Annotated in this window: 22 protein-coding genes; 8 read left to right on the top strand and 14 right to left on the bottom strand. The window is 33.9% G+C overall.

Annotated features, from left to right (window positions below):
• Positions 1-57: 57 nt before the first annotated feature.
• From mgtE to yjbM, 4 genes are read right to left on the bottom strand one after another with little or no spacing between them, the layout of a single operon-like run.
• Positions 58-1,419, bottom strand: coding sequence for a magnesium transporter (gene mgtE, locus AC4BB2_RS04400; RefSeq protein ID WP_490474224.1), 1,362 nt, complete (start codon positions 1,417-1,419; stop codon positions 58-60).
• Positions 1,420-1,440: 21 nt separating this feature from the next.
• Positions 1,441-2,334, bottom strand: coding sequence for an RluA family pseudouridine synthase (locus AC4BB2_RS04395; RefSeq protein ID WP_490474223.1), 894 nt, complete (start codon positions 2,332-2,334; stop codon positions 1,441-1,443).
• Between the two features lie 7 nt (positions 2,335-2,341).
• Entirely contained in the window at positions 2,342-3,139 is a 798-nt protein-coding gene (locus AC4BB2_RS04390; RefSeq protein ID WP_490474222.1) for an NAD kinase, read from the bottom strand.
• Between the two features lie 10 nt (positions 3,140-3,149).
• Positions 3,150-3,830, bottom strand: coding sequence for a GTP diphosphokinase (yjbM, locus tag AC4BB2_RS04385; RefSeq protein ID WP_490474221.1), 681 nt, complete (start codon positions 3,828-3,830; stop codon positions 3,150-3,152).
• A 195-nt stretch (positions 3,831-4,025) separates the two neighbouring features.
• Here yjbM and AC4BB2_RS04380 point away from each other — a divergent pair, with 195 nt between their 5' ends.
• Both AC4BB2_RS04380 and AC4BB2_RS04375 read left to right on the top strand, forming a co-directional pair.
• Positions 4,026-4,610: a CYTH domain-containing protein gene (locus tag AC4BB2_RS04380; protein ID WP_490474220.1), complete on the top strand. Its 585-nt coding sequence runs from the start codon at positions 4,026-4,028 to the stop codon at positions 4,608-4,610.
• Between the two features lie 117 nt (positions 4,611-4,727).
• Positions 4,728-5,378, top strand: a complete 651-nt coding sequence (locus AC4BB2_RS04375) for a DsbA family protein (RefSeq protein WP_490474219.1) — start codon at positions 4,728-4,730, stop codon at positions 5,376-5,378.
• A gap of 61 nt (positions 5,379-5,439) precedes the next feature.
• Here the strand turns inward: AC4BB2_RS04375 and pepF are convergent, their stop codons facing one another.
• From pepF to spxA, 4 genes are all read right to left on the bottom strand, one after another.
• Positions 5,440-7,254 carry an oligoendopeptidase F gene (gene pepF / locus AC4BB2_RS04370; protein ID WP_490474218.1) on the bottom strand — a complete coding sequence of 605 codons (1,815 nt, stop codon included), beginning with the start codon at positions 7,252-7,254 and terminating at the stop codon, positions 5,440-5,442.
• 36 nt (positions 7,255-7,290) lie between these two features.
• Complete coding sequence (locus AC4BB2_RS04365) at positions 7,291-8,481, bottom strand: competence protein CoiA (protein WP_490474217.1); 1,191 nt, start codon at positions 8,479-8,481, stop codon at positions 7,291-7,293.
• 94 nt (positions 8,482-8,575) lie between these two features.
• Positions 8,576-9,226, bottom strand: a complete 651-nt coding sequence (locus tag AC4BB2_RS04360; protein ID WP_490474216.1) for an adaptor protein MecA — start codon at positions 9,224-9,226, stop codon at positions 8,576-8,578.
• Positions 9,227-9,472: 246 nt separating this feature from the next.
• On the bottom strand, positions 9,473-9,871 hold the full coding sequence (gene spxA, locus AC4BB2_RS04355; RefSeq protein ID WP_010760718.1) for a transcriptional regulator SpxA: 399 nt from the start codon (positions 9,869-9,871) through the stop codon (positions 9,473-9,475).
• Positions 9,872-10,232: 361 nt separating this feature from the next.
• Here spxA and trpS point away from each other — a divergent pair, with 361 nt between their 5' ends.
• On the top strand, positions 10,233-11,243 hold the full coding sequence (gene trpS / locus AC4BB2_RS04350) for a tryptophan--tRNA ligase (RefSeq protein WP_490474215.1): 1,011 nt from the start codon (positions 10,233-10,235) through the stop codon (positions 11,241-11,243).
• Between the two features lie 37 nt (positions 11,244-11,280).
• On the opposite strand, the gene AC4BB2_RS04345 is transcribed toward trpS, so the two are convergent.
• Complete coding sequence (locus AC4BB2_RS04345; RefSeq protein WP_490474214.1) at positions 11,281-12,996, bottom strand: ABC transporter ATP-binding protein; 1,716 nt, start codon at positions 12,994-12,996, stop codon at positions 11,281-11,283.
• Positions 12,997-13,245: 249 nt separating this feature from the next.
• Between AC4BB2_RS04345 and AC4BB2_RS04340 the strand changes: the two genes are divergently transcribed.
• Both AC4BB2_RS04340 and AC4BB2_RS04335 read left to right on the top strand, forming a co-directional pair.
• Positions 13,246-13,614 carry a hypothetical protein gene (locus AC4BB2_RS04340; RefSeq protein ID WP_490474213.1) on the top strand — a complete coding sequence of 123 codons (369 nt, stop codon included), beginning with the start codon at positions 13,246-13,248 and terminating at the stop codon, positions 13,612-13,614.
• 501 nt (positions 13,615-14,115) lie between these two features.
• Positions 14,116-14,826 carry an HAD family hydrolase gene (locus tag AC4BB2_RS04335; protein ID WP_490474212.1) on the top strand — a complete coding sequence of 237 codons (711 nt, stop codon included), beginning with the start codon at positions 14,116-14,118 and terminating at the stop codon, positions 14,824-14,826.
• A gap of 64 nt (positions 14,827-14,890) precedes the next feature.
• On the opposite strand, the gene AC4BB2_RS04330 is transcribed toward AC4BB2_RS04335, so the two are convergent.
• From AC4BB2_RS04330 to AC4BB2_RS04315, 4 genes are all read right to left on the bottom strand, one after another.
• Positions 14,891-18,088 carry a DEAD/DEAH box helicase gene (locus tag AC4BB2_RS04330; RefSeq protein WP_490474211.1) on the bottom strand — a complete coding sequence of 1,066 codons (3,198 nt, stop codon included), beginning with the start codon at positions 18,086-18,088 and terminating at the stop codon, positions 14,891-14,893.
• Positions 18,089-18,100: 12 nt separating this feature from the next.
• Positions 18,101-21,244 (bottom strand): AAA family ATPase, encoded by a 3,144-nt coding sequence (locus tag AC4BB2_RS04325; protein ID WP_490474210.1) that lies wholly within the window; start codon positions 21,242-21,244, stop codon positions 18,101-18,103.
• 1 nt (position 21,245) lies between these two features.
• Entirely contained in the window at positions 21,246-22,385 is a 1,140-nt protein-coding gene (locus tag AC4BB2_RS04320; RefSeq protein WP_490474209.1) for an exonuclease SbcCD subunit D, read from the bottom strand.
• A gap of 163 nt (positions 22,386-22,548) precedes the next feature.
• On the bottom strand, positions 22,549-23,169 hold the full coding sequence (locus AC4BB2_RS04315) for a lysophospholipid acyltransferase family protein (protein ID WP_490474208.1): 621 nt from the start codon (positions 23,167-23,169) through the stop codon (positions 22,549-22,551).
• Positions 23,170-23,375: 206 nt separating this feature from the next.
• On the opposite strand from AC4BB2_RS04315, the gene AC4BB2_RS04310 reads away from it, so the two are divergent.
• From AC4BB2_RS04310 to AC4BB2_RS04300, 3 genes are read left to right on the top strand one after another with little or no spacing between them, the layout of a single operon-like run.
• The gene (locus AC4BB2_RS04310; protein WP_490474207.1) at positions 23,376-23,792 is read left to right on the top strand and encodes a GNAT family N-acetyltransferase; all 417 of its coding nucleotides are present in this window, start codon (positions 23,376-23,378) and stop codon (positions 23,790-23,792) included.
• Between the two features lie 29 nt (positions 23,793-23,821).
• The gene (locus AC4BB2_RS04305) at positions 23,822-24,556 is read left to right on the top strand and encodes a tRNA1(Val) (adenine(37)-N6)-methyltransferase (RefSeq protein ID WP_490474206.1); all 735 of its coding nucleotides are present in this window, start codon (positions 23,822-23,824) and stop codon (positions 24,554-24,556) included.
• Complete coding sequence (locus AC4BB2_RS04300; protein WP_490474205.1) at positions 24,546-24,815, top strand: GIY-YIG nuclease family protein; 270 nt, start codon at positions 24,546-24,548, stop codon at positions 24,813-24,815. Before AC4BB2_RS04305 ends, AC4BB2_RS04300 begins: the two co-directional genes overlap by 11 nt.
• A gap of 47 nt (positions 24,816-24,862) precedes the next feature.
• Here the strand turns inward: AC4BB2_RS04300 and AC4BB2_RS04295 are convergent, their stop codons facing one another.
• Positions 24,863-25,978: a low temperature requirement protein A gene (locus tag AC4BB2_RS04295; protein ID WP_490474204.1), complete on the bottom strand. Its 1,116-nt coding sequence runs from the start codon at positions 25,976-25,978 to the stop codon at positions 24,863-24,865.
• Positions 25,979-26,108 lie beyond the last annotated feature (130 nt).

Below are 26,108 nucleotides of genomic sequence, written 5' to 3'. Positions count from 1 at the left end.
ATAACAAAAAATGGTGCTTCTTTTGTACAAAAAGAGACACCGTTTTTTTATTGAGTTTCAAATAAAATATTGCATAAACAGACTAGCAATATTAAAATAAATCAGTACACTGGTCAAATCACTCAAGGTAGTAATAAACGGACCACTAGCAACTGCTGGATCAAATCCTAATTTATCCATTAACATAGGAATCAAACTCCCAGCCAAATTAGCTACCGTAATTGCACAAAGCATAGCCATTCCTATAACAAATCCTAAAGGAAAATTATGTTGCCAGATGCCTACAACGATAAAAATTGCTACACCCGTTATGACCCCCGTCACTAAACCCGTTAATACTTCACTAATAATCAAGCGTCCGAAATTATTATCTTTTTCATCTGATACAGCCAGTCTTCTAACTGCTACCGCTAATGATTGAGTCCCTGCATTTCCGGCCGTTCCTGTGATCAATGAAATAAATACAGCTAAAATACTTGCTTCACTAACTAATTCTTCATAATGGCTGATTAAAGTTGCTGTAGACATTCCCAAAAATAATAATGTAATTAACCAAGGTAACCGTTTTGAGGCTGCTTTAAATGGATTTTCACTGACCTCTTCAACGTTAACCCCCGCTAAACCAGAATAATCACTTGCTGCTTCATCATCAATAACATCGATGATATCATCAACTGTTACAATCCCCAATAAATGGTCATCATAATCTGTGACTGGCAGCGCCAAAAAGTCATAATCCCGAATCGTCTGCGCAACATCTTCCTGATCGTCACCAACATGTACAGAAATGACCCGTTCACTTAAAACATCCGAAATCATTGTATCATCATCATTCACAATCAAATCACGTAAAGAAATAACTCCAACTAGATGATTTTCTTGATCCACCACATATACATAGTAAATCGTTTCTGCTACATCTGCCTGATTTTTCAACACGTACATTGCCGAACGAACAGTTTGGTTTGCAACAATAGAAACGAACTCTGTCGTCATGATAGATCCTGCTGTATCATCTTCATAATGCAGCAGTTCTTTGATTTCACCAGCATCTTCTGAACTCATCAAACTCAGATATTTTGCCTTTTGGCTTTTATCCAGCATATTTAGTAAATCAACTGCGTTATCCGTATACATCTCCGATAACATTTCTGCAGCGTAACTTGGACGCATTTCTGCAATATAGTCCTTCATGTTTTCATTATCTTCTTCGATAACATCAAACATATCTGCTAATTCTTTAGGAGACAAGTAACTATATACTTGTTTTCTATCTTCTTCATCAATTGATTGATAAAATTGTCCCTGCTCATAAATATGAAGTGTTAAAAACAACTCTCGAAATTCAGCCATTTGCTGCTCTGTTAGTTTCTCTAACAACAAAGAGAAATGATCTTCCATTTCTTGTCCTTCATTCACATATACCTCTCCTTTCCATTACTATAGTCGATCTGCGATTTTTTTCATATCTTCTGCTAAAGGAGAAGTTAACTCTAATCGTTCTTTCGTAAACGGATGGATGAAACTCAATTGACAGCAATGTAAAGCTTGACGCTCAATCCCACTATCCATTTTACCACCATACATATCATCACCCAACAAAGGACACCCAATCGCTTCAAAATGCACTCTGATTTGATGAGTTCTCCCTGTATGTAGTTGAATATTTACTAAGGCTTCATCATTCTTAGATTTCATCAGCCAATACTCTGTTTCAGCTTGCTGCCCAGATTCTACGATTGTTCTTTTTAAAATAGAAGATAAATCACGACCAATCGGAAGCTGTATACTGGCATGTTTTTTTAATTCTAATACATCTCCACCAACCAAAGCTTGATAAATCTTGACTACTTCTTTTTTACGTAGCTCCTGATCCAACATTGCATGAGCAAAACCATGTTTAGCAAATAACATCAAACCAGTAGTATCTCTATCCAATCGCGTTACTACATGAATAACCTGATTTTTATATTGTTGTGCTTTATAATAAGCTTTCACACGATTAGCCATCGTACCATTAGGATGGTATTGTGCAGGAATTGAAGCAACACCTGCAGGCTTATTAACGACTAAATAATGGTCATCTTCAAAAACAATATCAATCGGTACCTCATCAATGAGTAGTGTCTCATGCTCCCCTTCATCAGGAATCGTAATTCTTACCTGATCCCCAAAAGATAGCTTAAACAGCGCATTTTCAACAGACTGATTAACTTCGATTTTACCGCCTTGAAACTTAATTTTTGCTAAAAGCCCTTTAGAAACTCCCTGATCCTTTAGAAAACTCTTTACTTGCTGTGATTCTTTCTTTTCAACTATCCAATTAAATTCCATTAACTTATTAATCCTCACTAATAAAGGCATCTTTTACTCGATGCCAAAAATGCATGTGACGATAAGATGCAAAATGAATACGTTCATCCGCAATTCGATAATAAATCGACTTAATATCGTCTTGATAAATATCCAATTGATCTACCGTAATTAAATAATCATTACTTTCTTGCAGCTTGATTTCAACCCACTCTGTATGAGCAATCACAATTGGAGAACCCAGCGTTCGAAAAACCCGGTTATTCAACGAAGCAATTTCAGCCAGTTGAAAAGCATTAATACTAGGATGTAATACAGCCCCACCGATGCTCTTGTTATAAGCCGTTGAACCTGTTGGCGTAGATACAGATAACCCATCTCCACGGAAACGTTCGAAAAGTTCATCTTTAATAAATACGTCTGCCACCATCGTACGATTTCCTCGTTTGATGGTTGACTCGTTCAAGGCTAAAAAATGCTTATCTGGTTTCTTTCCATGAAAACTGATTTTCACATCTAATAATGGATAACTAATACTTTTTTCTTGATGAACCAAAAGCCCTTGCACTAATTCTTCTAATTCATAATCACGCCAATCTGTATAAAAACCTAAGTGCCCCGTATGGACACCTAAAAAACTAACTTCATTCAACCGATGACTAAAACGATGAAAAGCTGATAATAAGGTGCCATCTCCCCCAACCGAAATAACAAGATCTGGTTGATGGTCATCAATCTCTATTTTATTTTTAATTAATAGTTGGAGTAATTGGCGGGTAACTTCATTTGATTTCTGTTCATGATTATGAACAATTGATACTTTCATCTCACTCCCCCTATTCTTTATCTGACTCTTCTTTATTATCTGCTAAACGTTGATAGTAATTATCTTTTGACTTCCCTCGTCCATGTGAAAATAGATGCTGTGCTTCTTGAATTTCTTCACGAATCGTTGACATTTCTTCATCTAATTGATAAGCCGCTTCAGCAGCTCTCTGTAGTCGCTCTTTCATTTCTTCTGGAAAGACACCTTGATATTTATAGTTTAAAGAATGTTCGATCGTTGCCCAAAAATTCATTGCTAATGTTCGAATTTGAATTTCAGCTAAAATCATTTTTTCACCTGTAATTAACTGTACTGGATACTGAATAACTAAATGGTAGGAACGATACCCACTCTCTTTTTTATTCGTGATATAATCTCTTTCTTGAATAATTTTCAAATCTTTTCTATTACGAATAATATCTACTACTTGACGAATGTCTTCAACAAATTGACACATGATCCTAAGTCCTGCAATATCCTGCATCTCTTCTTCTAATTGATCCACAGGAATATTACGTAATGCCGCTTTTGTTAAAATACTATCCACTGGTATTACTCGACCAGTTACAAACTCAATAGGTGTATGTTTATTTTGCTCTCGAAACTGCTTACGAATGCCGCGCAGCTTAACTTTCATTTCTCCAACAGCCTGTTCATACGGTGCCAGAAAAAGCTCCCACTCTTTCTCCATCCTTATCCCTCTATTTCTTTGAATTTGATTCACAGCTTATTTTACCATAGAGCCGACAAAAATAGGGTAATTTGAGAAATTGTATAAAATTTTTCGATAACAGCTAACTTTTTAACTTCTAGTTCACTTTTCTTGACGTAAATAGGTAAAGTGTGTAAAAATTGAATTAAATTAAAGAAAGTGGGTCAAAAATCAGTGAGCGAAAATTTAGAAATAGAATTTAAAACGTTACTCTCTATTGAAGAGTTTACACACACGGTTGACTACTTTCAATTAAAAGAAAATCATTTTTTTACACAAGTCAATTATTATTTTGATTCAACTGATTTTCAATTAAAAAAAAGACATATTGGTTTAAGAGTTCGGACACTATCAAATAATGCAGAAATCACTTTAAAGATCCCAGAGAAAGTTGGCTTATTGGAAATCAACGATAAAATTTCTATTGAAGAAGCTAATCGTATTGTTGAATCGGCCATACTTCCAGATTCTGGAAATGTATTCAACAAGTTGACTGCTTTAGGAATCAACAAAGATGATTTGCGTTTAATCGGCAGCTTAACAACTAAACGAGCAGAAAAAAAACTTCCCCAAGGTTTACTCGCGCTAGATGAAAGTTGGTATAACGAGCAACATGATTTTGAATTGGAATTAGAAGTTACAGACGTGAGAAAAGGTAAAAAAGATTTTCTATCTTTGTTGGATACTTTGAATATCAAAGAAACCCCGTCAGCAAACAAAATCCAGCGAATGATGCTAAGCTCAGAAGAGAAAGATTAAGAAGTTATTATAGTAAAAACATATCATTTCATTTTTCCCAGATTTTCTGATAAATTAGGGACACTTAGTTGAGAAATGATGTCTAGTTGCAAAAGGGTCAAATTGGAGGAAGTATGAATGATTGAAATCTATCTGTTCGTTAATCCTTTGGGGGGCATTTGTCTCAACGTAGAAAAGGATATTTTAAAATTGGTTGAAACTGAAAATAAAAAAATCCAGTTTCGGTTTATTCCATTAGTTAATATGCGAACTATCAACCATCTTATACAATTATTTGATATTCCGTCGCATGATATTACACAACGGAATCAATTATTTGAAGATGTTTATTCCGCTGCATTAGATTATAAAGCAGCACAATTACAAGGTAAGAAAAAAGGACGCCATTTACTTCTAGGTCTACAACAGGCTGTAGCAGTAGATAACCTTCCTTATTCATCGGAACTAGCTGAAAAATTAGTCATAGAAGCTGGTGGCGATTTGGATATGTTTAAAGCTGATCGACAATCTGACTTTGTTAAAGAGTCATTCCAAACCGATCAACAAATTGCTCGTGAAATGGGGATTGTTAAACATCCTTCGGCAGTGGTTTACAATTATACATGTGATCGTGATTTTGGTGTACTTGTAGAAGATTGCGAGTCAATGGATGAAATCAAAAAATTATGTGCAACATCCGAGGATAATCTACAATATTTCCATGAAAAATTCGAATTAAACCATTATGATGAGCCCCGTGTTCCACATGGGCATCTGCATCTACTTTAATTCTAAATAAAAAACAAACTCGCTTTCTTATTGGTAAGAGGCGAGTTTGTTTTTTCGTTTACTATTCTAAAGACTCTACAAGCTGTTCTAACTCATTCAATCTTGATTCAAAAATCATCATAGCATCTTCGATATATTGCGGTTTAGTCATATCTACTCCAGCTTTTTTCATTACTTCTATTGGGTAATCACTACTACCAGATTTCAAATACGTCAAATATTTTTCCAAAGCATGAGGTTCATTTGCTAAAATTTTATTTGCTAACGCCGATGCAGCTGAAAAACCAGTAGCATACTGATACACATAGTAATTATAGTAAAAATGTGGAATACGAGACCATTCTAGAGAAATTTCTGGATCTTTCATCACTTCTGGACCGTAGTACTTTTGATTCAATTCCCCGTAGTATTCACCCAAATACTCACTAGTTAAAGGTGTTCCTTTAGCATCTTCAGTGTGAATAAAATGTTCAAATTCAGCAAATTGTGTTTGACGGAAAATCGTTCCTTTAAATCCGTCCAAATAATGATTCAATACGTACGCACGAGTTCGAGGATCCGTCTCTGTTTCCAACAAATATTCCGTCAAAAGATTTTCATTTGTCGTTGATGCAATTTCCGCTAAGAAAATTGAATAATCTCCGTAAACATACGGTTGATTCGTTCTTGTAAAGTAGCTATGAACGCTATGCCCCATTTCATGAACTAATGTATACAATTGATCCAAGCTATCATGCCAATTCATTAAAATATAAGGTGCTGTATCGTAGGCTCCAGATGAATAAGCACCACTGCGTTTTCCTTGATTCTCAATCACATCAATCCAACGGTCATTGAATGCAGTTTTAACAACATCTAAGTATTCATCACTCATTGGTTTTAATGCAGTAATCGCTTTTTCTTTTGCTTCTTCATAAGAATACTTGATTGATGCTTCCCCTAATATCGGTGTATACATATCATACATATGTAGCTCATCCAATTTCAATAGGCGTTTGCGTAATGATACATAACGATGAAGCAATGGTAAATGTTTATTTACCACATCAATCAATGTATCGTAGACACTTTCTGGAATGTGGTTATTACTTAGAGCAGCTTCTCTTGCAGAAGAATAGTTACGAACTTTAGCTTTATAATTGTGGGCTTTAACATGGGAACTTAACGTTTGAGCAAAGGTATTTTTGAATTGCTCATATACAGTATATAATCCTTTAAAAGCCTTTTCTCGAACACTTCTATGAATATTTTCCATTAATTGTCCGTAAACACCATGAGTCAGTTGGATTTTCTCTCCATTTTCATTCTCAATTACTGGGAATTTTAAATCTGCATTGTTTAAGATAGAAAAAGTATTGCTTGATGCTTCAAAAATTTCACCAGCGCCAGCTAACAATGCCTCTTGATCGGCAGATAAAATATGTGGCCGTTCATTCAAAATATTTTCAATAAAATGACGATACATCTCTAACTTCGTATTTTCATCGAAATATCCCCAAACTTTCTCATCACTTAAGGATAATACTTCTGGCTCGAACCAAGCCACTGCTTCACTAGCCTGAGCTAGTAAAGAGCTTGCTCTAGCATATAATGCTTGATATATTGTATTATTAGTATCTTGGTCATTTTTTAAATGAGCATACACATAAATCACTTCGATTTTACGATAAATATTTAGTAACATTTCAATACTATTTAAAAATGCGCTACTACCGCTTCCTAATGTGCCTTTAAATTGCCCAACTTCCTTTAATTCATCTGATAAAGCTTGAAATGCTTCGTCAAAAGCTTGGTCATCTTTAAAAATTTTCGTCAAATCCCACGTCATCTCAATTGGTAAACTTGAACGTTCTGGTAATTGTTTTGCTTCACTCATAACATCTGCCCCTTTTCAAATTATTCTTATATAAATTTATAGTATCATACTTTTAAACGGAGTAGCAGTGTTTAAACATTTATTTTCGATTCTTTTCAACCGCTCTTCCACATTTGCAATGCTTTGATTCGAATTGTCCGCTACAACTTTCCAACCAGCTTGAACTCTCACTAGATGATTACAATCAATCAAATAATTAATCACTTGATTTAAACAATACTCTAACTTGGACTTCACTGAAACATTAGGCATCTCATAAAATAATTCTACTGAGTTTTTCAACTCTTTTACTAAAATATCAATTAATTCAGAATGCTTAAAAACATTCTGGTCAAAAAAATGTACCAATTTCCAAATTTGTACTTTCAGTAATATATCAGATCCTCTGCAACAAAAAATCTGTATACCAGGATAATAAAACCAAATTGGTAATTGAAGGATATGAAGTTTATTGTTATATAATTCAGATTGAACCACTCTAATCTGCTCATCTCGCCTGCATAATTTTCTATTTAACTCACAATAATATCCTTTTATCAATTTCCCTATTTGAAATTTTCTTTGACTATAAATTTTAGATTTATACGGAAAATCTAGAATACTCAATAAAAAAGTGCTACAGAAAGGCCATGTTTTTCTTGAAAAATATATATTTTTTTTCCAATCTTCTTCAATATGAAAATACAAGGTCAATTCTTTTGTTTCCCAATCAGCTGTCCATAAGTAAAAACCTAAATTTTCAGAATAATAGCACAAATTTTTAGCTAATTCTCCTAAAACCTGCTGATTTGAAAGCAGCTTTTTTCCGCAGATCCAAATAGGAATGTAACCATGTCTTTGATAACTTTGAGTTCGTTCTATCAATCTCTGAATGCTTAATTGACTACATTGAATCTCTATTGCGATATTACCTATCAAAAGATCAGGCCGTTGATTTAATGCTGGCAGATATTTTTCCAGTTCATAATCAATTGATCCTTCCTCACACCATTTGGCAAACACTTCTTTCAAGGCAAGGTGTTCTGCAGTCTCACCTTCTGAAAAAACACTGCAACTACTGTGGCTATAGTGAGAAAAATGCGGTATTTTAACTTTGCCATTCTTAATCCGAACTGGATTATTACAAGCTGGACAAAAATACAATCCCGCTTTCAACTGCTCAATCTCTTGCCTAGACCGATTCAACAATGTTACGACTTCTTTTTCTTTCGTATAAGCATTGAACATATGATTCACCTCATAATTAAGGTACGCAAGAATTATAATTATTCATTAAAAAAACGATCCAAAGCATCTATCGCTTCAAATCGTTTTTACTTAATTATTTAAAATAATATCTTGTTAGATCCAACGCATTACGTTCCATAATACATGTACCATATTCATTAAGTGTCTCTGGTGTAACAGTAGATAGATTAGCAAATTCTAATAACTGGGCTAATTCATTTTCTACGTCAGTTTTACCTAACTCATCTAATAAGAAAATAACTTGAAGATAGTATGTCCCTTTAAATGTATATAAATTAGCTATCACAGACTGCAAATATACTTCATTTGCCAACTGCACCATTGTATCAAAATCATTAAGTTCAAACACTAAATTTTTCACTGTGTTATCAGCAAATTCCTGCGCATCGTCTGCAAAATCTTCTTCTATTTGTTTACGAATGATATTACTAACTTCTTCTGAATTTAAATCGTTAAAGCCTTCAAAATTAGATACTTCATCGATTGATGCATTTTTACTAATGAATAGTTCCAACCCATCATTTTTTGGTAGAACTTGAAAGGTAACAGCTTCACTACCTTGAAATTCATCTTCCACATCAACTTCTTCTAAAATACTGTAGAAAAAATTTTCTACTTCTTTGTGGTTGCCGAGTAAGTCCAAAAATGTAATTCCTCTATCAGCCAGATCCTCATTACCAATCAACACACGTATTGTATTTTCATTGATATGTTCCATTTCCATGTCGCTACACCTCACTTTTGCTCTATCAGGAAACTTATTCTTACGTACATTGTAGCGGAATCACGCCAAATGTAAAGGGAAAAGTAACAATATTTACAAATTAACGATTGTCTTAGTCTTTTCCTTAAAACTCATTCTTTCTATTATGTACTTTTTTATAAATACTTACAATAAAATTTCTACTATGTAAAGCTCAACAGAAAAAGAAAACCTTTGTCACAAGGACAAAGGTTCTCCTTTTACATTTTATAAACCTGCCATCAATTGCGCTTGACGTAATTCCAGTTGCCGAACGCCTCTTGGCAAGAAACGTCGAATTTCATCTTCATTAAAACCAACCTGTAATCTTTTTTCATCAATCATTATTGGTCGACGCAACAATCCAGGATTCTCTTTTACTAACTCTAGCAAGTCTTGCAACGGAAGCTCATCCAAATCCATATTTAGTTTTTGGAAAACTTTAGAACGAGTAGAGATAATCTCTTCAGTTCCATCTTCTGTCATTCGCAAAATTGCTTTCAATTCAGAAATATTCAATGGTTCTGAAAAAATATTTCTTTCCTTGAATGGAATCTCGTGTTCTTGTAACCACGCACGAGCCTTACGGCAAGACGTACAACTTGGGGAAGTATAAAGTGTCAACATGTGCATCACTCCTTTTTGTGACTTGTGTCACATTTTTGAAACAGGAAAGCTTACTGTTTTCCCATTTAATGTAAGTATACCCAACTTCAAGTCAAAATACTAGCTATTTTTTCAAAAAAAAACATAATTTTTCGTTATTTTACGTGTTTTTTTTCAATATTCAAATAAAATTTGATTTTTTTCGACATAAAATTATAACGTTTTCAAAACCCAAAAAATGCTACAGATTTCATAAACTGCTATAACTGTATCAGTATGAAAATTCTGACATTTTATTTTTTTTATCCTAATCCTGTTTTTTTTTATATTTAGCTGTATAATAATATCATTGAGTTTTATTAATTGATTAAGGTGGTTATTTATGGAAACTATTTTTTCTGGCATTCAGCCAAGTGGAATACCAACTATTGGAAATTATATTGGTGCAATGAAACAATTTATCGAATTGCAAAATCACTATAACTGTTATTTTTGTATTGTTGATGAACATGCTATTACTGTTCCTCAAGATCCATTGAAACTGCGTCAACAAACACGTGGTTTAGCTGCTCTATATTTAGCAGTAGGTCTTGATCCTGAAAAAGCAACGATTTTCATTCAATCCGAAGTTTCAGCTCACGCTGAAGCAGCTTGGATTATTCAATGTAACACAACTATCGGTGAATTAGAGCGCATGACTCAATTTAAAGATAAATCACAAAAAAATGGACGTACTGGAGTTAGTGCTGGCCTTTTGACTTACCCACCTTTAATGGTTGGAGACATCGTTTTATACAATGCAAACCTTGTTCCTGTTGGGGATGATCAAAAACAACATCTAGAGTTAACTAGAGATTTTGTAGAGCGTTTTAACAAACGTTATGGGCAAAAAAATCAAGAAATCTTAGTCCTTCCTGAAGTGAAAATTGCTCAGCAAGGCGGTCGTGTGATGAGTTTACAAGATCCAACCAGCAAAATGAGTAAATCTGATTCAAATGCTAAAGGATTTATTTCAATGTTGGATGAACCTAATGTTATTCGCAAAAAAATCAAATCTGCTGTGACTGATTCAACTGGTGTCATAGAATATGATCCAGAAAATAAACCTGGTATTTCTAATTTATTAAGTATTTTCTCAGCATCTACTGGTCGTTCAGTCGAGGAGTTAGCTGAAGCTTATAATGGAAAAGGCTACGGTGAGTTTAAATCAGACTTAGCGGAAGCCGTCGTTGAACTGCTGTCCCCAATTCAAGAACGTTATCATGAGCTCTTAGCTTCTGATGAATTAGATGATATTCTTGATAGAGGTGCTGAACAGGCGCGAATTGTTGCTAATAAAACATTACAACGTATGAAAAATGCAATTGGTTTAGGCAGAAAACCAAGAAAATAAAGCATAAAAACAGGCTGATGTTATTCAGCCTGTTTTTCTAATCTCTAAACTGTGCATCGTGCAACCTACGATAATGGCCACCTTTTTCAAGTAATTCTTCATGTGTTCCTTCTTCTAATATGCCTTTGTCACTGACAACAATAATCCGTGTTGCATGTTTGATTGTCGCCAAACGATGGGCAATAATTAAGGTTGTTCTTCCCTCTGACAAAGAGTTCAACGATTCTTGAATAACTTGCTCTGTCTCGGTATCCAACGCAGAAGTTGCTTCATCAAGAATTAAAATCGGCGGATTTTTCAAAAACATCCGAGCAATTGCTACACGTTGTTTTTGTCCTCCCGAAAGCTTAACCCCTCGCTCACCGATCATAGTATCTAAACCTTCTGACATTTGGTCAACAACTTTTTCTAAATGGGCTAATTTTACTGCCCGCTGAATTTCTTCTTCTGTTGCGTCTAATTTTCCATAAGCAATATTTTCTCGAATCGTTCCTGGAAACAAGAAGACATCTTGTTGAACAATCCCGATTTGACTTCTTAAAGAAGCCAACGTCATTTCTTGAATGTTGATTCCATCAATCGTAATTTTTCCCTCTGATACTTCGTAGAATCTCGGAAGCAAATTACATAATGTTGTTTTCCCAGAACCACTTTGACCGACAAAAGCCACTGTCTCACCTGGTACAATATGCAAATTAATATGATTTAATACTTTAGTAGAATCCGCATATGAAAATGAAACGTCCTCATAAATAATATCTCCATGTAAATGATCAACAGTTACAGCATTTGCTTTGTCTTGAATTGCAGGTTTTTTATCTATTTCTTCAGTGAAGCGTTTAAATCCTGCAATCCCTTTCGGATAACTTTCAATCATATTATTAACTTTTTCGATTGGACGAACAAAAACGTTTGCCAGCAGAATAAATCCAACAAAGTCTCCACTTGTAATTTCACCTTTAATGGAATAATATGCTCCAAAAATCAGCGTAAAAAGGTTAATCAGACGAATTAAAAAGTAATTATATGCTGAACTGATCCCCATTACTTTATAAAAAGTAATTTTTGATTGACGGTATGCTTGATTCAATCCTTCAAAACGACGACGCTCAAATGACTCGTTAGCAAAGGATTGTGTTACCCGAATTCCGCTGACAGAAGCTTCAACACCTGCATTAAAATCGCCAAGGTTATCATAAATTTTCGTATTTACTTTCGTCATCTTTTTATTGAAAAAAATCAATGCAATCGTAATAAAAGGCAGGACGATAAATGTTGCTAATGCTAACTGTACATGGATTCTAAGCATCAAATAAAATGCCCCAACTAAGGTCATGATAGTGATAAACACATCTTCTGGCCCATGATGAGCTACTTCAGAAATCTCAAATAAATCTGTTGTCAAACGGCTCATTAATTTCCCGGTCTTTTGATTATCATAATATTCAAACGGTTGAGTCTGCAAATGTCCGTAAAGTTCACGTCGCATATCCGTTTCGATATTCACACCAAGTTTATGTCCAAAAAACACTACGATATACTGTAAGAACGTATTGAGTATATAAAATAAAAGCAAACCAACGCAGGCTAAAGCAATCAAACGAAAATTTCCTTTAGGCATGATTTTATCAATGATTTGATTCACAACAACTGGAAATGCAAGTTCTAATAACCCAGCTAGAACCGCACAACCAAAATCTAAAATAAACAAGTACTTGTATGGTCTATAATAATTAAAAAATCGTTTTAACATAAACTCCCTCTTTCTTTTTTTGACACTGCTATTATTATACGCAAAGAAAGTACAGGATGCAAAGCTTGAATAGCTCTAAATGGATTAGAATATAAATTTACATTGCTACTATCAAAAATCAGTCAAAAAATAGTCATAATATGATAAAAATAAACGGATTTTAAGTTGAAAAAACGTTATTTAAACTATATTATAAGTAAGGTCATCATTTAACGTAACACTTATAATCAAAATTAAAGGAGTATACGAATGAAAACAGTAAAACTACTTATTGGCATTATTAGTATTATTTTATCATTATTATTACTGTTTCAATCTTGCATCACTGGACTATCAAACACTATCCAAAGTACTAGTTCTACGGAAAGTACGGGTATGCTTTTAGCTATCTGTTTATTTTTAGCAGGAATCATTTCAATTGCAACTAAAAATTCTTCTGGCAATGGCAGTTTTATCGCTGCAGGATTTTATATTACTGGGGGTATTGTTACCTTTTTGCTTGCTGGAGAATATAGCGATACTTATATATGGACAGCAATATCGATTATCTTTGGAGCGATATTCGTTATCGGAGATACAAAAAAAATAAATACAACGAAAAGATCCACTAAAATCTAACCTGTATTGAAGGTGATTGTGTATTTTTTTAGATATTTTGAATGCTATAAATACTGATGTATCAATCACTTGAAAAGATTTAAGCAATTTGTTAGATTATAACTATACATGTACATCATAAAAACACCGATGAATAGCTTATGTCTTGGGGAAGATAAGCTTATCGGTGTTTCTTTTTTCATTATACTAAATGGATGATTTTTTGCCACTTCAAAAATCCACTTTCAATCTTACTTTCTTGAAGAAAACCTAAAAAATTATCTCCTGTTTTATCTATATTTGCTAAATAGTTATAAATTATGAAATTACTCTATTATAAAATAGAAGTTGTACCCCCTTGGCTTTGTATTGAATTAGTCATCTGTAAACCTATTAAGTATCAATAATTGTATTTCACTCACTTTCTAATTTACATTAAAATTTTTCTTTCTGTTCTTTTGTGAAGAAGTTCGCTACAATAGTAAAGGATTTTGAAAATTATTAAGGGGTGCAATTTTTTTAATGAAAACTATTGTTTTTGATGTTGACGATACAATTTATGACCAGCAACAACCATTTAGAAACGCAATTAATTTGATTTTTCCTAACGTGAGACCGGAAGATATGCATGCGTTGTACATTCGCTTTCGATTCCATAGTGATGAAACATTTCCAAAAGTTATGTCTGACGAATGGACGTTAGAATACATGCGCTTTTATCGCATCGATGAATCGTTAAAAGACTTAAATTACCCGACTGTTTCACAAGCAGACGGTTTAAGTTTTCAAAAAACATATGAAGATGAACTTGATAACATTGTCATGCATCCAGAAGTTAAAAAAGTATTTGATTTCTTAAAAGAAAAGAATATCTCTATAGGGATTATTACAAATGGTCCTACCGATCACCAATTTAAAAAAGTTAAACAACTTCAATTAGAAAATTGGGTACCTACTGATAACATCATTATTTCGCAAAGTACTGGGTTTCAAAAACCAGAAAGAGAAATATTTGATTTAGCGGCTAAAGAGTTTTCAATGGCAGCTGAACATACTCTATACGTAGGCGATAGTTTTGAAAATGATATTGTCGGTGCCAAAAACGGTGGCTGGAAATCTTTATGGTTCAACCATCGCTTGAGAGAAATGCCAGTCGATGAACAACCAACTCATCTTATAGAAGTTACTTCATTCGATGATTTATTGCCAACAATTCAATCGCTATTTTCTTAATTTTATGAATAAAAACAGTGCAACCTATCATCAATATATCTTGATGATAGGTTGCACTGTTTTGTTACTCACCAATACTCAAAATCATTCGAATATCGTCTTCTGTCATTTTTGATAACTGTTCTTCATTTCCTTGAATCACTTTTTGAAATAGTTCACGTTTTTCTTGCTGTAAGGAGTCCATTTTTTCTTCAACAGTTCCCTCGGCAATCATACGCCAAACTTCTACAACATTCTTTTGACCGATTCTATGTGCTCGACCAGCCGCTTGCTCTTCCACTGCTGGATTCCACCATAAATCATACAAAATCACTGTATCAGCGCCAGTTAAGTTTAGTCCTGTTCCCCCAGCTTTTAACGAAATCAAAAAAACATCTTTTTCGCCCGCATTGAAGGCATCTGCCATTTCCATACGTTCTTTAGGTTTTGTGCTTCCTCTTAAATAAAAAGTTGTTAAACCTAATTCCTGAAGCTCTTTTTCAATGATAGATAACATACTTGTAAATTGAGAAAAAAGCAATACACGTCGATTGTTTTCTTTAGCAGCCGTCAATAAGTCTTTGACCTGCTCTAATTTACCTGAACCGCCTGTATAATCATCAATAAATAGACTAGGGTCACAGCAAATTTGACGTAAACGAGTCAGTCCAGCTAATATACTTAAACGATTCTTTTTGAAGGCATCTTGATCCATTTGACTAACATCTTCTTGCATTTGTTTCAGATAAGCTAAATAAACCATTTTTTGCTCTTCTGTCAGTACACTGTACAAGTTACTTTCAATTTTATCAGGTAGATCCTCTAATACTGTCTTTTTATCTCGTCTTAAAATGAAGGGCTGAATCATTTTAGCAATTTCTTCTGGTTTCATTGATCTAAATAACGTTTTTGTTGGAAATAATCCTGGCAAAATCATTTGGAAAATCGACCACAATTCATCTAGATTATTTTCTATCGGCGTACCACTTAAGGCAAAACGCTGAGGAATCGTCAAACTTTTTAAAGCCTGAGCTGTTTTCGTTCCACTGTTTTTCACCATTTGAGCCTCATCTAAAATCAAGTAACCTAAATGTAAGCTCTGATACATCTCAATATCTTGCCTTAGACTTGCGTAGGAGGTAATCAAAACATCTAAGCCTGCTTGATTTGCTAATTTTTCACGCTCAGATTTGTTTCCAGCGACAACTTCCGCTTGTAAGTCTGGAGCAAATTTCTTTATTTCCGCTGCCCAGTTATAGATCAAACTAGCTGGTGCCACAATCAAGGCAGCTCCTTTTTGGCTCTGCTCTTCTTTTTCAGATAATAGATAGGTAATTGTCTGTAACGTTTTACCTAGGCCCATTTCATCAGCTAAGATACCGCCAAATTGGTAATAACTAAGCATTTTCAACCATTTAAACCCATCAATCTGATACGATCTAAGCGTTGCCTGGATTTTATCAGGTAAAACAGCGTCGAAATTTTCTGGATGAGTTAAATTTGACACCATTTCTTTAAATGAGTCTGAAAAATGTGCTCGAGAATTGTTTTCAAGCATATTTTCAATCATCAATCCTTGATTTCTCGGTACCTGAATCGTGCCTTGAACATTTTTCATATTCTTTCTCAACAGTGTTAAAATTTCACTGGTTTGCTGAAATTCCTCTGAATCTAATGCTAGGACTTCTCCTGTTTGTAACGTATAAAAGCGGTCATTTCGCAACAAACTTGCTAAGACAGCATCAATCTCTTGTTCATCTATACCTGTAACATCAAAACGGACATCTAACCAAGAATCTGAATCAGAAACTTCGATCATTGGTTGATGATGGGCTGCATCTAAGAATAATTCTCTCAGTTTTTTCCCCATGCGAACCTCACCTAAACGTCGAAAAGTGGGAACTTCTGCTTTAAAAAAGTAATATAATCTTTCGCCTGCAGGTAAGTTTTTTTCATATCCTGATGCCACTTTTTGATAACCGAATACTGATAATTGTTCTAGAATTTCTTGTTCTTTTTTGCTATCACGGACAACTTCTTGATCTGCTCCAGAAGCAACTGAATACTCATCATCTGTTGAAAAAACCACTTCTCCATAAGTGAAATCCACCCGAACTTTAATCATTCCTTTGATCTTCCTAAAAATAAAAATCGTTTCCAATGGATGATAAACTACTTCTTCGGAGACATCCTCACTGACTGTTACAGATCCAATTTTTTTCAATAATGGAATAACAGAACCAAATAAATCAGACAACTCATTCTTTTCATATATGATTTCCGGTTTTTCAACCCGTTTCAATAATTGTAATAAGGTTGTATAGATCGCTTCTTGATCTTGTGAAAAAATAAAAACTTGGTTTTGACAAAAGCCCCAATGATAATGGGATAAAAATGTTGTAATTTGGTCATCAATCACTAATTTATAAGTCTTGTCTGGTTGTTTATTTACTGCAAAAAATAGCGGTAAAGAACCTTTTATGAACGTTAAGTGACGATATTTTTTTCCTTCATCATTTAATTGAAAATGAGGGATTTGACTCATTTTTTCAAGTAGTTGCTGTCCTTGATCAATTGGTAAAACAAGGTAGCGTTTATCTATCTTCCCTTTAACTTGAACGCCATTTGCACCAAGCAATTGAGTTGTTTGATAAATAGCGGCCAATTGTTCTAACAATTCTTGTGTTTCAATTGAAAATACTTCTTTCTTTAGATCAAAATAATGCTGTTTATTGATCAAAAATGTGCCTTCTTTTTGAAAGACTTGAAAGAACTCACCAATATTTTTAATGATGTAGGTTTTAGGTTTGACTCCTTGATAGCCAATTCGTAAAGAAACCCCTAAAACAGCTAACTCAGGGTAATAGCTATTAGTCTCAATCACATCTACAATATATTCTACAACTAACGGACTAAGTTTAGTCTTCTCCTCTGATTGATTTAACTTAGCAAAGCCTTTGGTAAACATTTCAGAGACTGATAAAGAGCGTTTTTCAAAAACTACTGGTTGATCCTCTTTGATAATTCTCGAATTACCTCTTTGACGTAAAGCTAACTCTACTGCCACTGTATGTTTGCAATAGCCATGGTCCATCCAATAAGGACATTCACAAATATCATTTTCTTTAGCAGTTCCATCTAGTTGCACACGATAAAGTTCTTGTCCTAAAACTTCTGCATGCCAGATTTTTTTCTCAGGATCTTGAACGATTGACAAGACTCTGCCCTCTTTCATATATTCCCTACCACGTTCAACGATTCGTTCTGGAATACTCCACTTCATTTTTTCACCTCCCTATGCGGTTTGATAGGTCACTTGACTTTGACCATTTCCATTTGTTTTAATTTGTAATTGTTGCGGAATTCTTGCTTTTAATTCACTTACATGACTGATAATACCGATCATTCTTCCTTCGTTTTCGATTGTTTCCAGTGCCTCCATAGCCATTTCCAAGGCCTCTTCGTCTAAAGAACCGAATCCTTCATCAATGAATAGTGCTTCGATCAAAACGCCTCCTGCCTGTTCTTGAATCACTTCAGCAAGCGATAAGGCTAACGCTAACGCAGCAATAAAACTTTCACCGCCAGATAACGTATGGGCGCTGCGGCTGCTTCCCGCATTGTCATCATAAACATTGATTTCAAGACCTGTTTGATTTTTGTAGCTTCCAGAATCTTGGTTCAGTTCAAATTGGTAACGATTATTCGTTAATAAACTTAAACGCTGATTAGCAACTTTTAAAACTTCTTCCAAATACGTTTGTAGCACATATCTTTCCAAACTAGTTTTTCTTGGATTATCGCCATTCACAGTTGTAGCCAGTTGATGTAGTGCAGTCACTTCTTCCCATTGGTGTTCAACTGAAGCAATTAGTTCCTTGACTTGTTTTTGAATATTTTTATTCGCTTGGATTTTTTCTTGCTGTTGATAATACCTTGTTTCTTTTGTTTGAATCAAGTTCTTCAGCGCGTCTATTTCATCTAGAAGCATTGTGATTTCCGGTCGTTCTTTATCTTTTAACTTTTGCTCTAGTTCTGTTAGTTGAAAAATTAGTTGGTCTTTTTTCTTATCAAACTCAGTTAACTCTTCTTTAATTGCTTCTAGTCTAGGAACTTCCCTTAATAAAACACGCACTATTTTTTCATCTAATTGAAAAGCTGATTCCTTTAAAAGAACAGCAAATTTTTGTTCTAATACGTTTTTTTCAGTAAGGTTTGCCGCTTGTTCTTTTGAAAGATGTTCTTCGCTATTTTTCAGTAATAGTCTACTTTCTTTCAATTTAGCTAGATGTTCGTCTATTTCTTGTTTACGTATTTCCCATTGTGCTATTTGCTGTTCAAGTTGTTTTTTATTTGTTTTTATTTCATCTAAAGAGTGAATATCATCATTGAGCTGTTCTGAAATCGTCTTTATTTTTGTTTGGTTTGTAGCTAGTTCTTGCTGTTTTTCACTAATGATTTTTTCTTGATCAATTACTTTTGTTTGTTGCTCTTTATTTATTTTTTCTAGTTCGGTTATTTTACGTTTAGCCACTTCGATTCGTCCTAATTCAAGTTCAAATTCGTTAGCTTTTTCTTTAAGATCATCCGTTACTTGTTTTATCCCTTCTGATGTAAAAGGTTCTTCTATCGTTATAAACTGTTTTTCTTGTAATTGTTTAAATAAACTACTGACTTTTTTGTCTTGTAGTTTCAACTCTTCTTGCAATTCTTCCTCAATAGCCTGATCTTGAAGTACTTGAGCTTGAATTTTTGCAACTGCAGCTTCTTGTTTTTGAGCCTTTTGTTCCACTTCACTGAGTTGATTTTCAATTAATTGGATTTCCTCTAATGAAAATTCTTGATGCTCTTTTTTATTTGGATGCTCTAATGATCCGCATACCGGACACGCTTCGCCGTCTATTAGAAATAAGCTTAAACGGCTAATCTGCATTTTCGCCCATTGACTTTTTTGTATTTCTAGCTGTTTGTATATTGTTTCTTTGTTAGCTATCGCCTGTTTCAGTCCAGCTTCTCTAACAACCAACTGCTCTTTAATAGTTATTTTTTTTGTTTTAAGTTGTTGTTGTTGCTCCCAACTTTCCAAAAAGTTCAACCACTGTTCTTGTTGACGTTCTAATTCTAGCTGTTCCTTTTCAATTTGGATTTGACGCTCTATAACAGTGCGTTCTTTTTGATAGATTTGTTCAGCCTTGGCTTGCTCTTCTTTTAGTTCAACAAGTTGTAATGTAAGTGGTTCTAACTCAGATTGATTTTTCTCAATTGATGTTTGTACTTTTTCCTTTTCTTCATACAATGGTAATTGAAATTGCAACTGTGTAACTTTTTCTTTGATCTTACTTATAGTTGCTGCTTCCTTTAAATTTTCTTGTTGTTCTTTTTCCCATTGTTGAATCAATTGTAATTGTTTTTCTTGTTCCGTTTGATTTATTTGTAATTCTTGCTTATAGGTTGCAATCAACTTAGATTTTTCATCAATGTTTTCAATCAGACCTTGATGATTTTTAATCCATTGAAGCTGCTGTTCTTCTATTCGAAGTCTTTCAATCATTACTGTTGCTTGATCTAATTCTTCTTTTTGTTTTTTTAACTCACTTTGTTTAGTAAAATCATTTATTAATTCTTCTAAGCCAAATTTTTCTAGTTCTTTTTTTTGCTTTTCTTCTTGAATTGCTGACAATTCCGTTTTTTCTATAGACAGTTGTTTAAGCATCAATTTTTGCTGTTGTTCTAGTAATGCCAGTTGTTCCTCTATAGATAACTCATCTACTAATTCTTCTTGCCAATAAAGTTGATCTAGTTTTGCCTTGATCATTTGTTGTGTCGCTTCAATTCCTTTATTAACAGTCTTTAATTGGGCCTTTAACTGTTCATTTAAAGTCTGATACAACTGCGTACCAAAAAGATTTCTTAAAACTTTCTCTTTATCATTACTATTAGCAATCAAAAATGTTCGAAACTCGCCTTGAGGTAACAGGACAATCTGAGCAAATTGAGTCGCATCTAAATGCAATAATTCTTGGATAAATGCATCAACTTCACGGCGTTTCGTATACTCCCTAAGCTCTTTTCCAGAATGATCTTTAACAATCAACGAAATTTTGGCGTTTTGCGTTCGAGTACCATCACCGCGTTTTTTATAGAGTTCTTGTTCTGGTTTTCTAGTAATCTCATAAATATAATCACCATGAGAAAAGGCTAAGTGAACTTCTGTTGCTTCTGATGGGTCAGCGAAAGTCGAACGCATTTCCTTTCCTTGACGTAGTTTACCCGAGCTTTCACCAAATAAAGCATAGCTCATTCCATCGAATATCGTCGTTTTGCCTGAACCAGTTTTTCCACTAATCAAAAATAAAGACGACTCTTCAAATTTACTAAAATCAATCGTTTCATCAATATAAGGTCCAAAGTTATTTAATGTTAGTGTTAATGGTTTCAACTTATTGCCCTCTTTCTGCTTGATGAATTTCAGCTAAATTGTCTTTGATCCAAACTTGTTGCTTTTCCGTCAGTTCTTCTCCTGTAACTTCCGAAAAAAACTGATCAACTAATTCAGTTGGTGCTAATGCTTTGATTTCCTTTTTTGTTTCAGATGTCTTCTGCTGCTCTTCTCTTCCGAATAAACGTTCAACACCGATGACTCTTGGATATATTTGCCTTAGCTGGTTCATCATATTGGGAATCACAGCTCGATCTGTTAGTTGGATATGTAAATAATCTTCACGATTGATTGATTCATAATAATCTGGTGCAATCAGTTGTTTAAATTCACCTTCGATTTGTACAACATCTCTTAGAGGTGTAATTTCTTTGAAGTCAAAACTTGTTTTTTGTGCATCTGTATCAACAATCCAAACACCCTTTTTCTGGTTCATTTCCGACAAAGAAAATTTTAAAGGTGAGCCGCTGTAGCGGGCATTTTCAGCTTGTAAGGCATTTTTCCCGTGCAGATGTCCTAAAGCCACATAATCAAATGATTCAAGTAAAGATAAGGGAACCGTATCTAAACCACCCACCATTAGCTTTGTTTCTGAATCTGTTTTTTCGCTACCTGCCACAAAAAAATGACTGACTAAAACTTGAGCCATCTCTGGTTTAAATTGTTTTTCCATTTCTTTAATGACTTCTTTCATCGCTTGTTCGATTGTTCGAATTTCTTCATCATCAAAATATAAACGAGCTGAAATAGGTTCAAAATAAGGCAACAGGAATAATTGGGTGTTTAGCATCTCCACAGGCTGAAATGCTTGATCTAAGCGAGTATTCAAATGGAAGTTTGACTGAACAAACCACGGTCCTCCTGTTTCTAAGCGGGTACTGCTATCATGATTTCCAGAAATTGCTAACACTGGAAATTTTTCTTGTAAATTCATTTCTACGATCATTTTGTTAAAGAGTTCAATCGCTTCTACAGAAGGCACTGAACGATCGTATAGATCCCCAGCAATGACTATCGCATCTACTTGTTCTGCTTTAGCGATTGTCAATATTTGCTGGAATGCATCTGCTTGTTCTTCTAATAAATCATAGCCATGTAATTTTTTCCCTATATGCCAATCTGCTGTATGTAAAAAACGCATTATTCCACCACCTAAAAAAGTCCTTCTTACCATTATACCAAATTTATAGAGAAATATATGGTTCTAACGTATAGAAATTTACCAGAAAATAAAAAAACCTGAAATATAACTCTTAGAGTTACTTCCAGGCTATTAGAAATTATACAAAAATAATTATAAGTGACTATTCATTCACTTCATATTTAAAATTAGGATCGATTTCTTTATCTAATTGATTGAAAGAAGCTTGCATTCGACGTTCAACTTCCGCAATCCCTTCTTTATCCATTTTAGGAATGTCACTGACATCAATTGGTTCACCAAAACGAACAGTTACTCGGCGACGTTTAAATAAATCTTTCAATTTTAATGGTCCTTGATAAACTGCCGGAACGATTTGAACTTTAGCCATTTTAGCAATCAGCGCCACTCCACCTTTTAATTCGGAAGAGTGACGTGTTCCACTTGGAAACATAATCAAACTTAAATCGGTATTTTTCAGTGTTTTTACTGGTGTTTTTATTGCACTCGGTCCAGGCTTTTCTCGATCTACGGGAAAGGCATTCGCATGCTTTAAAATAAAACTCAAAAAAGAATTTTTAAATAATTCTTTTTTTGCCATAAAACTAAATTTTTTCGGCGATCCGCCAACCGCTAAATACAATGGCTCCCACCAAGTTCTATGAGGAGCAACTAAAATATAATTTTCATTTTGAGGAATTCGGTCTTTCTTTTCATAATGGGCATTGCCGTTAATAATAAATAAAACAACGCGTACAACACCACGCATAAATGTAAAAAACATATTTTTCTTCCTTTCTCTTCACTAGCTATAAGTATGCCGAAAACTGTCTCTTTTGACAAGCCTTTTTCTCAGGTTTCTTCTAATCTTAATCGTAGTATAATACAAGGATATTTTCAGTTCCACATTAGAGCTTTCAATTCTCACATTCCTACTTTTTATTTAATCACAATTACTATATAATCTAAGAGAACTGGAGGTGATGGTTGATGATTGAATTCAAACCACTGGATAAAGATCAAAATGAAAACTATTTGATCACTTTACTTTCTGAAAATCAAGAAGAAGAAAAAAAGATTCCTGCTGAAAAAAATAATCACTTCTCTTTGGCTTTGTATGATAATAATTTATATATTGGTGGTATCACAGCAAATAAATGGATGAATGCGACTCATATTTCTTTATTAGCAGTCAACAAATCATACCGAGGTCAAGGATATGGCAGTCAACTGCTAAAAAAAGCAGAAGAATTTGCAATTGAAGCAGATTCTACACTCATAACCATCAATACTCAGGATTATCAAGCCAAATTATTTTATGAAAAATTCGGGTATCAGGTTTTTGGAAAATTAGAGGATACACCTTTTATCGGAACAACAAAATATTATCTAGTCAAACGAATATAAATAGAGAAAATTGAAGGAATGAATAAAACATGTTATTACCAGGTGAACGAATTGACCAATTATTTGCTGATGATATTCAGATCATTCAAAGCAAAGAAGTTTTTTCTTTTTCAATAGATGCTGTCTTATTAGCAAATTTCCCTCTCTTTCCAAAAAGCGGCTCAATCGTCGATCTTTGTGCTGGAAATGGAGCGGTTGGTTTATTTGCTAGTCGTAAGACAAATGCTAAAATTACACAAATTGAACTCCAAGAACGATTAGCTGATATGGGGAAAAGGAGCATTGAATTAAATAAACTAGAGGAACAAATGCAGATGATTCAGTTAGATTTAAAACTAGCAACTACTGTTGTAAAACCTGACTCTGTTGACTTAGTTTTATGTAATCCACCTTATTTCAAAGAATTGCCGACAAGTCAAAAAAATCCTAACCCCCATCTTGCAATTGCCCGTCATGAAATACACACAACCTTGTCAGAAGTTGTCGAAGTTTCAGCAAAGCTATTAAAAACAAATGGACGATTGGCAATGGTGCATCGTCCTGACCGATTTTTAGACATTCTTCATGCGATGGAATCAGCTTCTATCGCACCAAAACGCGTTCGTTTTATTTATCCTAAAGAAGGAAAAGAAGCGAACACTTTATTGATTGAAGGCATTAAACAAGGAAAAAAAGACGGATTTCGTGTCTTACCACCTCTATTCACTTATGATGAAGAGAACAATTACTTACCAGAAATGAAGGCGATGTTGTATGGAAACTGATCACTACTTTTATGTACTCCACTGTAAAGATGACACCTTTTATGGCGGCTATACAACTGATCCAAAACGTCGTTTAAAAGAACACAATAGCGGAATTGGAGCAAAATATACCCGTCTGCCTTCCAGATTACCTGCTGAAATGATCCATGTAGAAAAATTTACCAGCCGCAGCGAGGCCACAAAAGCAGAATATGCATTTAAAAAATTAACTAGAAAACAAAAAATAGTTTACCTAACTAAACAGCAAAATTTAAAATAATAAAAAAAACTTCAGTCGGACTATGTAGAGACTGAAGTTTTTACTGATTATTTAATTTCCCGAATGACAAGCTCTTGTTTAACCTTATACAGTAAAAATAGTAAAAAGATCACATTCACCAATAAAAACGGCACCATATAATCTTGTAACAGTAAACTTACTACAATCCAGCCCACAAAATACAAAACACTCTTACTAATAAAAGATAAATAGTTATGATCTTTTTTGCTATAAGTAATCATATTAACCATTGTTCCAGCTAAGAAGCAAGTTAAACTAGCAGCTAAACACAAGGTGAAAAACAGTGGTTTGATTTCATTATTTACGTAACTTTCGTATAAAACGATGGATAACTCCAAACCAACAAAAACAAAATAATGAGAATGAATCAAGACCAAACCTGCTGTCGATTTTTGTCGATCAATAGCCGATTTATAAATAGTATTGTAAAAAAGAAACATTACAACTACTAACAAAAAGAACAAAACACTACCGATACTTATTTTATCAAAAATGATCGTACTGGCAACAGCAATCACAGCTTCTCCAAATAATAACAATGTAAATAAACTATATCGTTCAGTTAAATGACCAAAATTTGTCGGAAAATCTTCCAAAGCCTTTTTCATAACAATTGGAAAAAATGCCGTAATCAAAATAGAAAGAACATAAACCGCCAACCGAACAGGGTATATTCCCCAAGGTAAAATTGTAATAAAACCAATTAAGCCACTTGCACATAAAATAATTGCCAATTGATAACATAATTTCTTAACAACTGTATCTTCAGTACTTCTCATCTTCAAATAATACTGTAAAGCAATACTGAAAAATAAAATAGATGTAGCTCCCGCAAAGGTAAAATGAGTCTTTTCAAAATCAATATTGATCGATTGAGCTAAAACAATTACCCAAAACATATCAAAGAATAAAAATAAGGCACTAGTTTTGTTTTTAATTGAAAAACGATTAGCAAACACTGTCTGATAGGTCCAAATCGTCCAAAAAACAAGAGTCAGCATTAAAAACGCTCCAATGCTTTTGAAAGATAACATCTCATCTGCACCAACAAATAAAATTGAAGCAATGCGACTAATCGCATAAGCAAAAATTAAATCATAAAAAAGTTCGAACTCAGAAACCTCTTTTTTTAACACATGCATTCGATCACTTCCTTCCTGAATTAATAAGTTATTGTATGTTTCATTTTTATTATAATCTGCTTCCTCTATTTTATACAAAAATAGTGATCTTTTTTATATCTTCACTATAAAAAAGAGAGGCAAAACTATT

This window comes from Enterococcus sp. AAFC-DPL-5146 (genome assembly GCF_058216635.1).
This window is presented reverse-complemented; position numbering and strand designations above follow the sequence as displayed.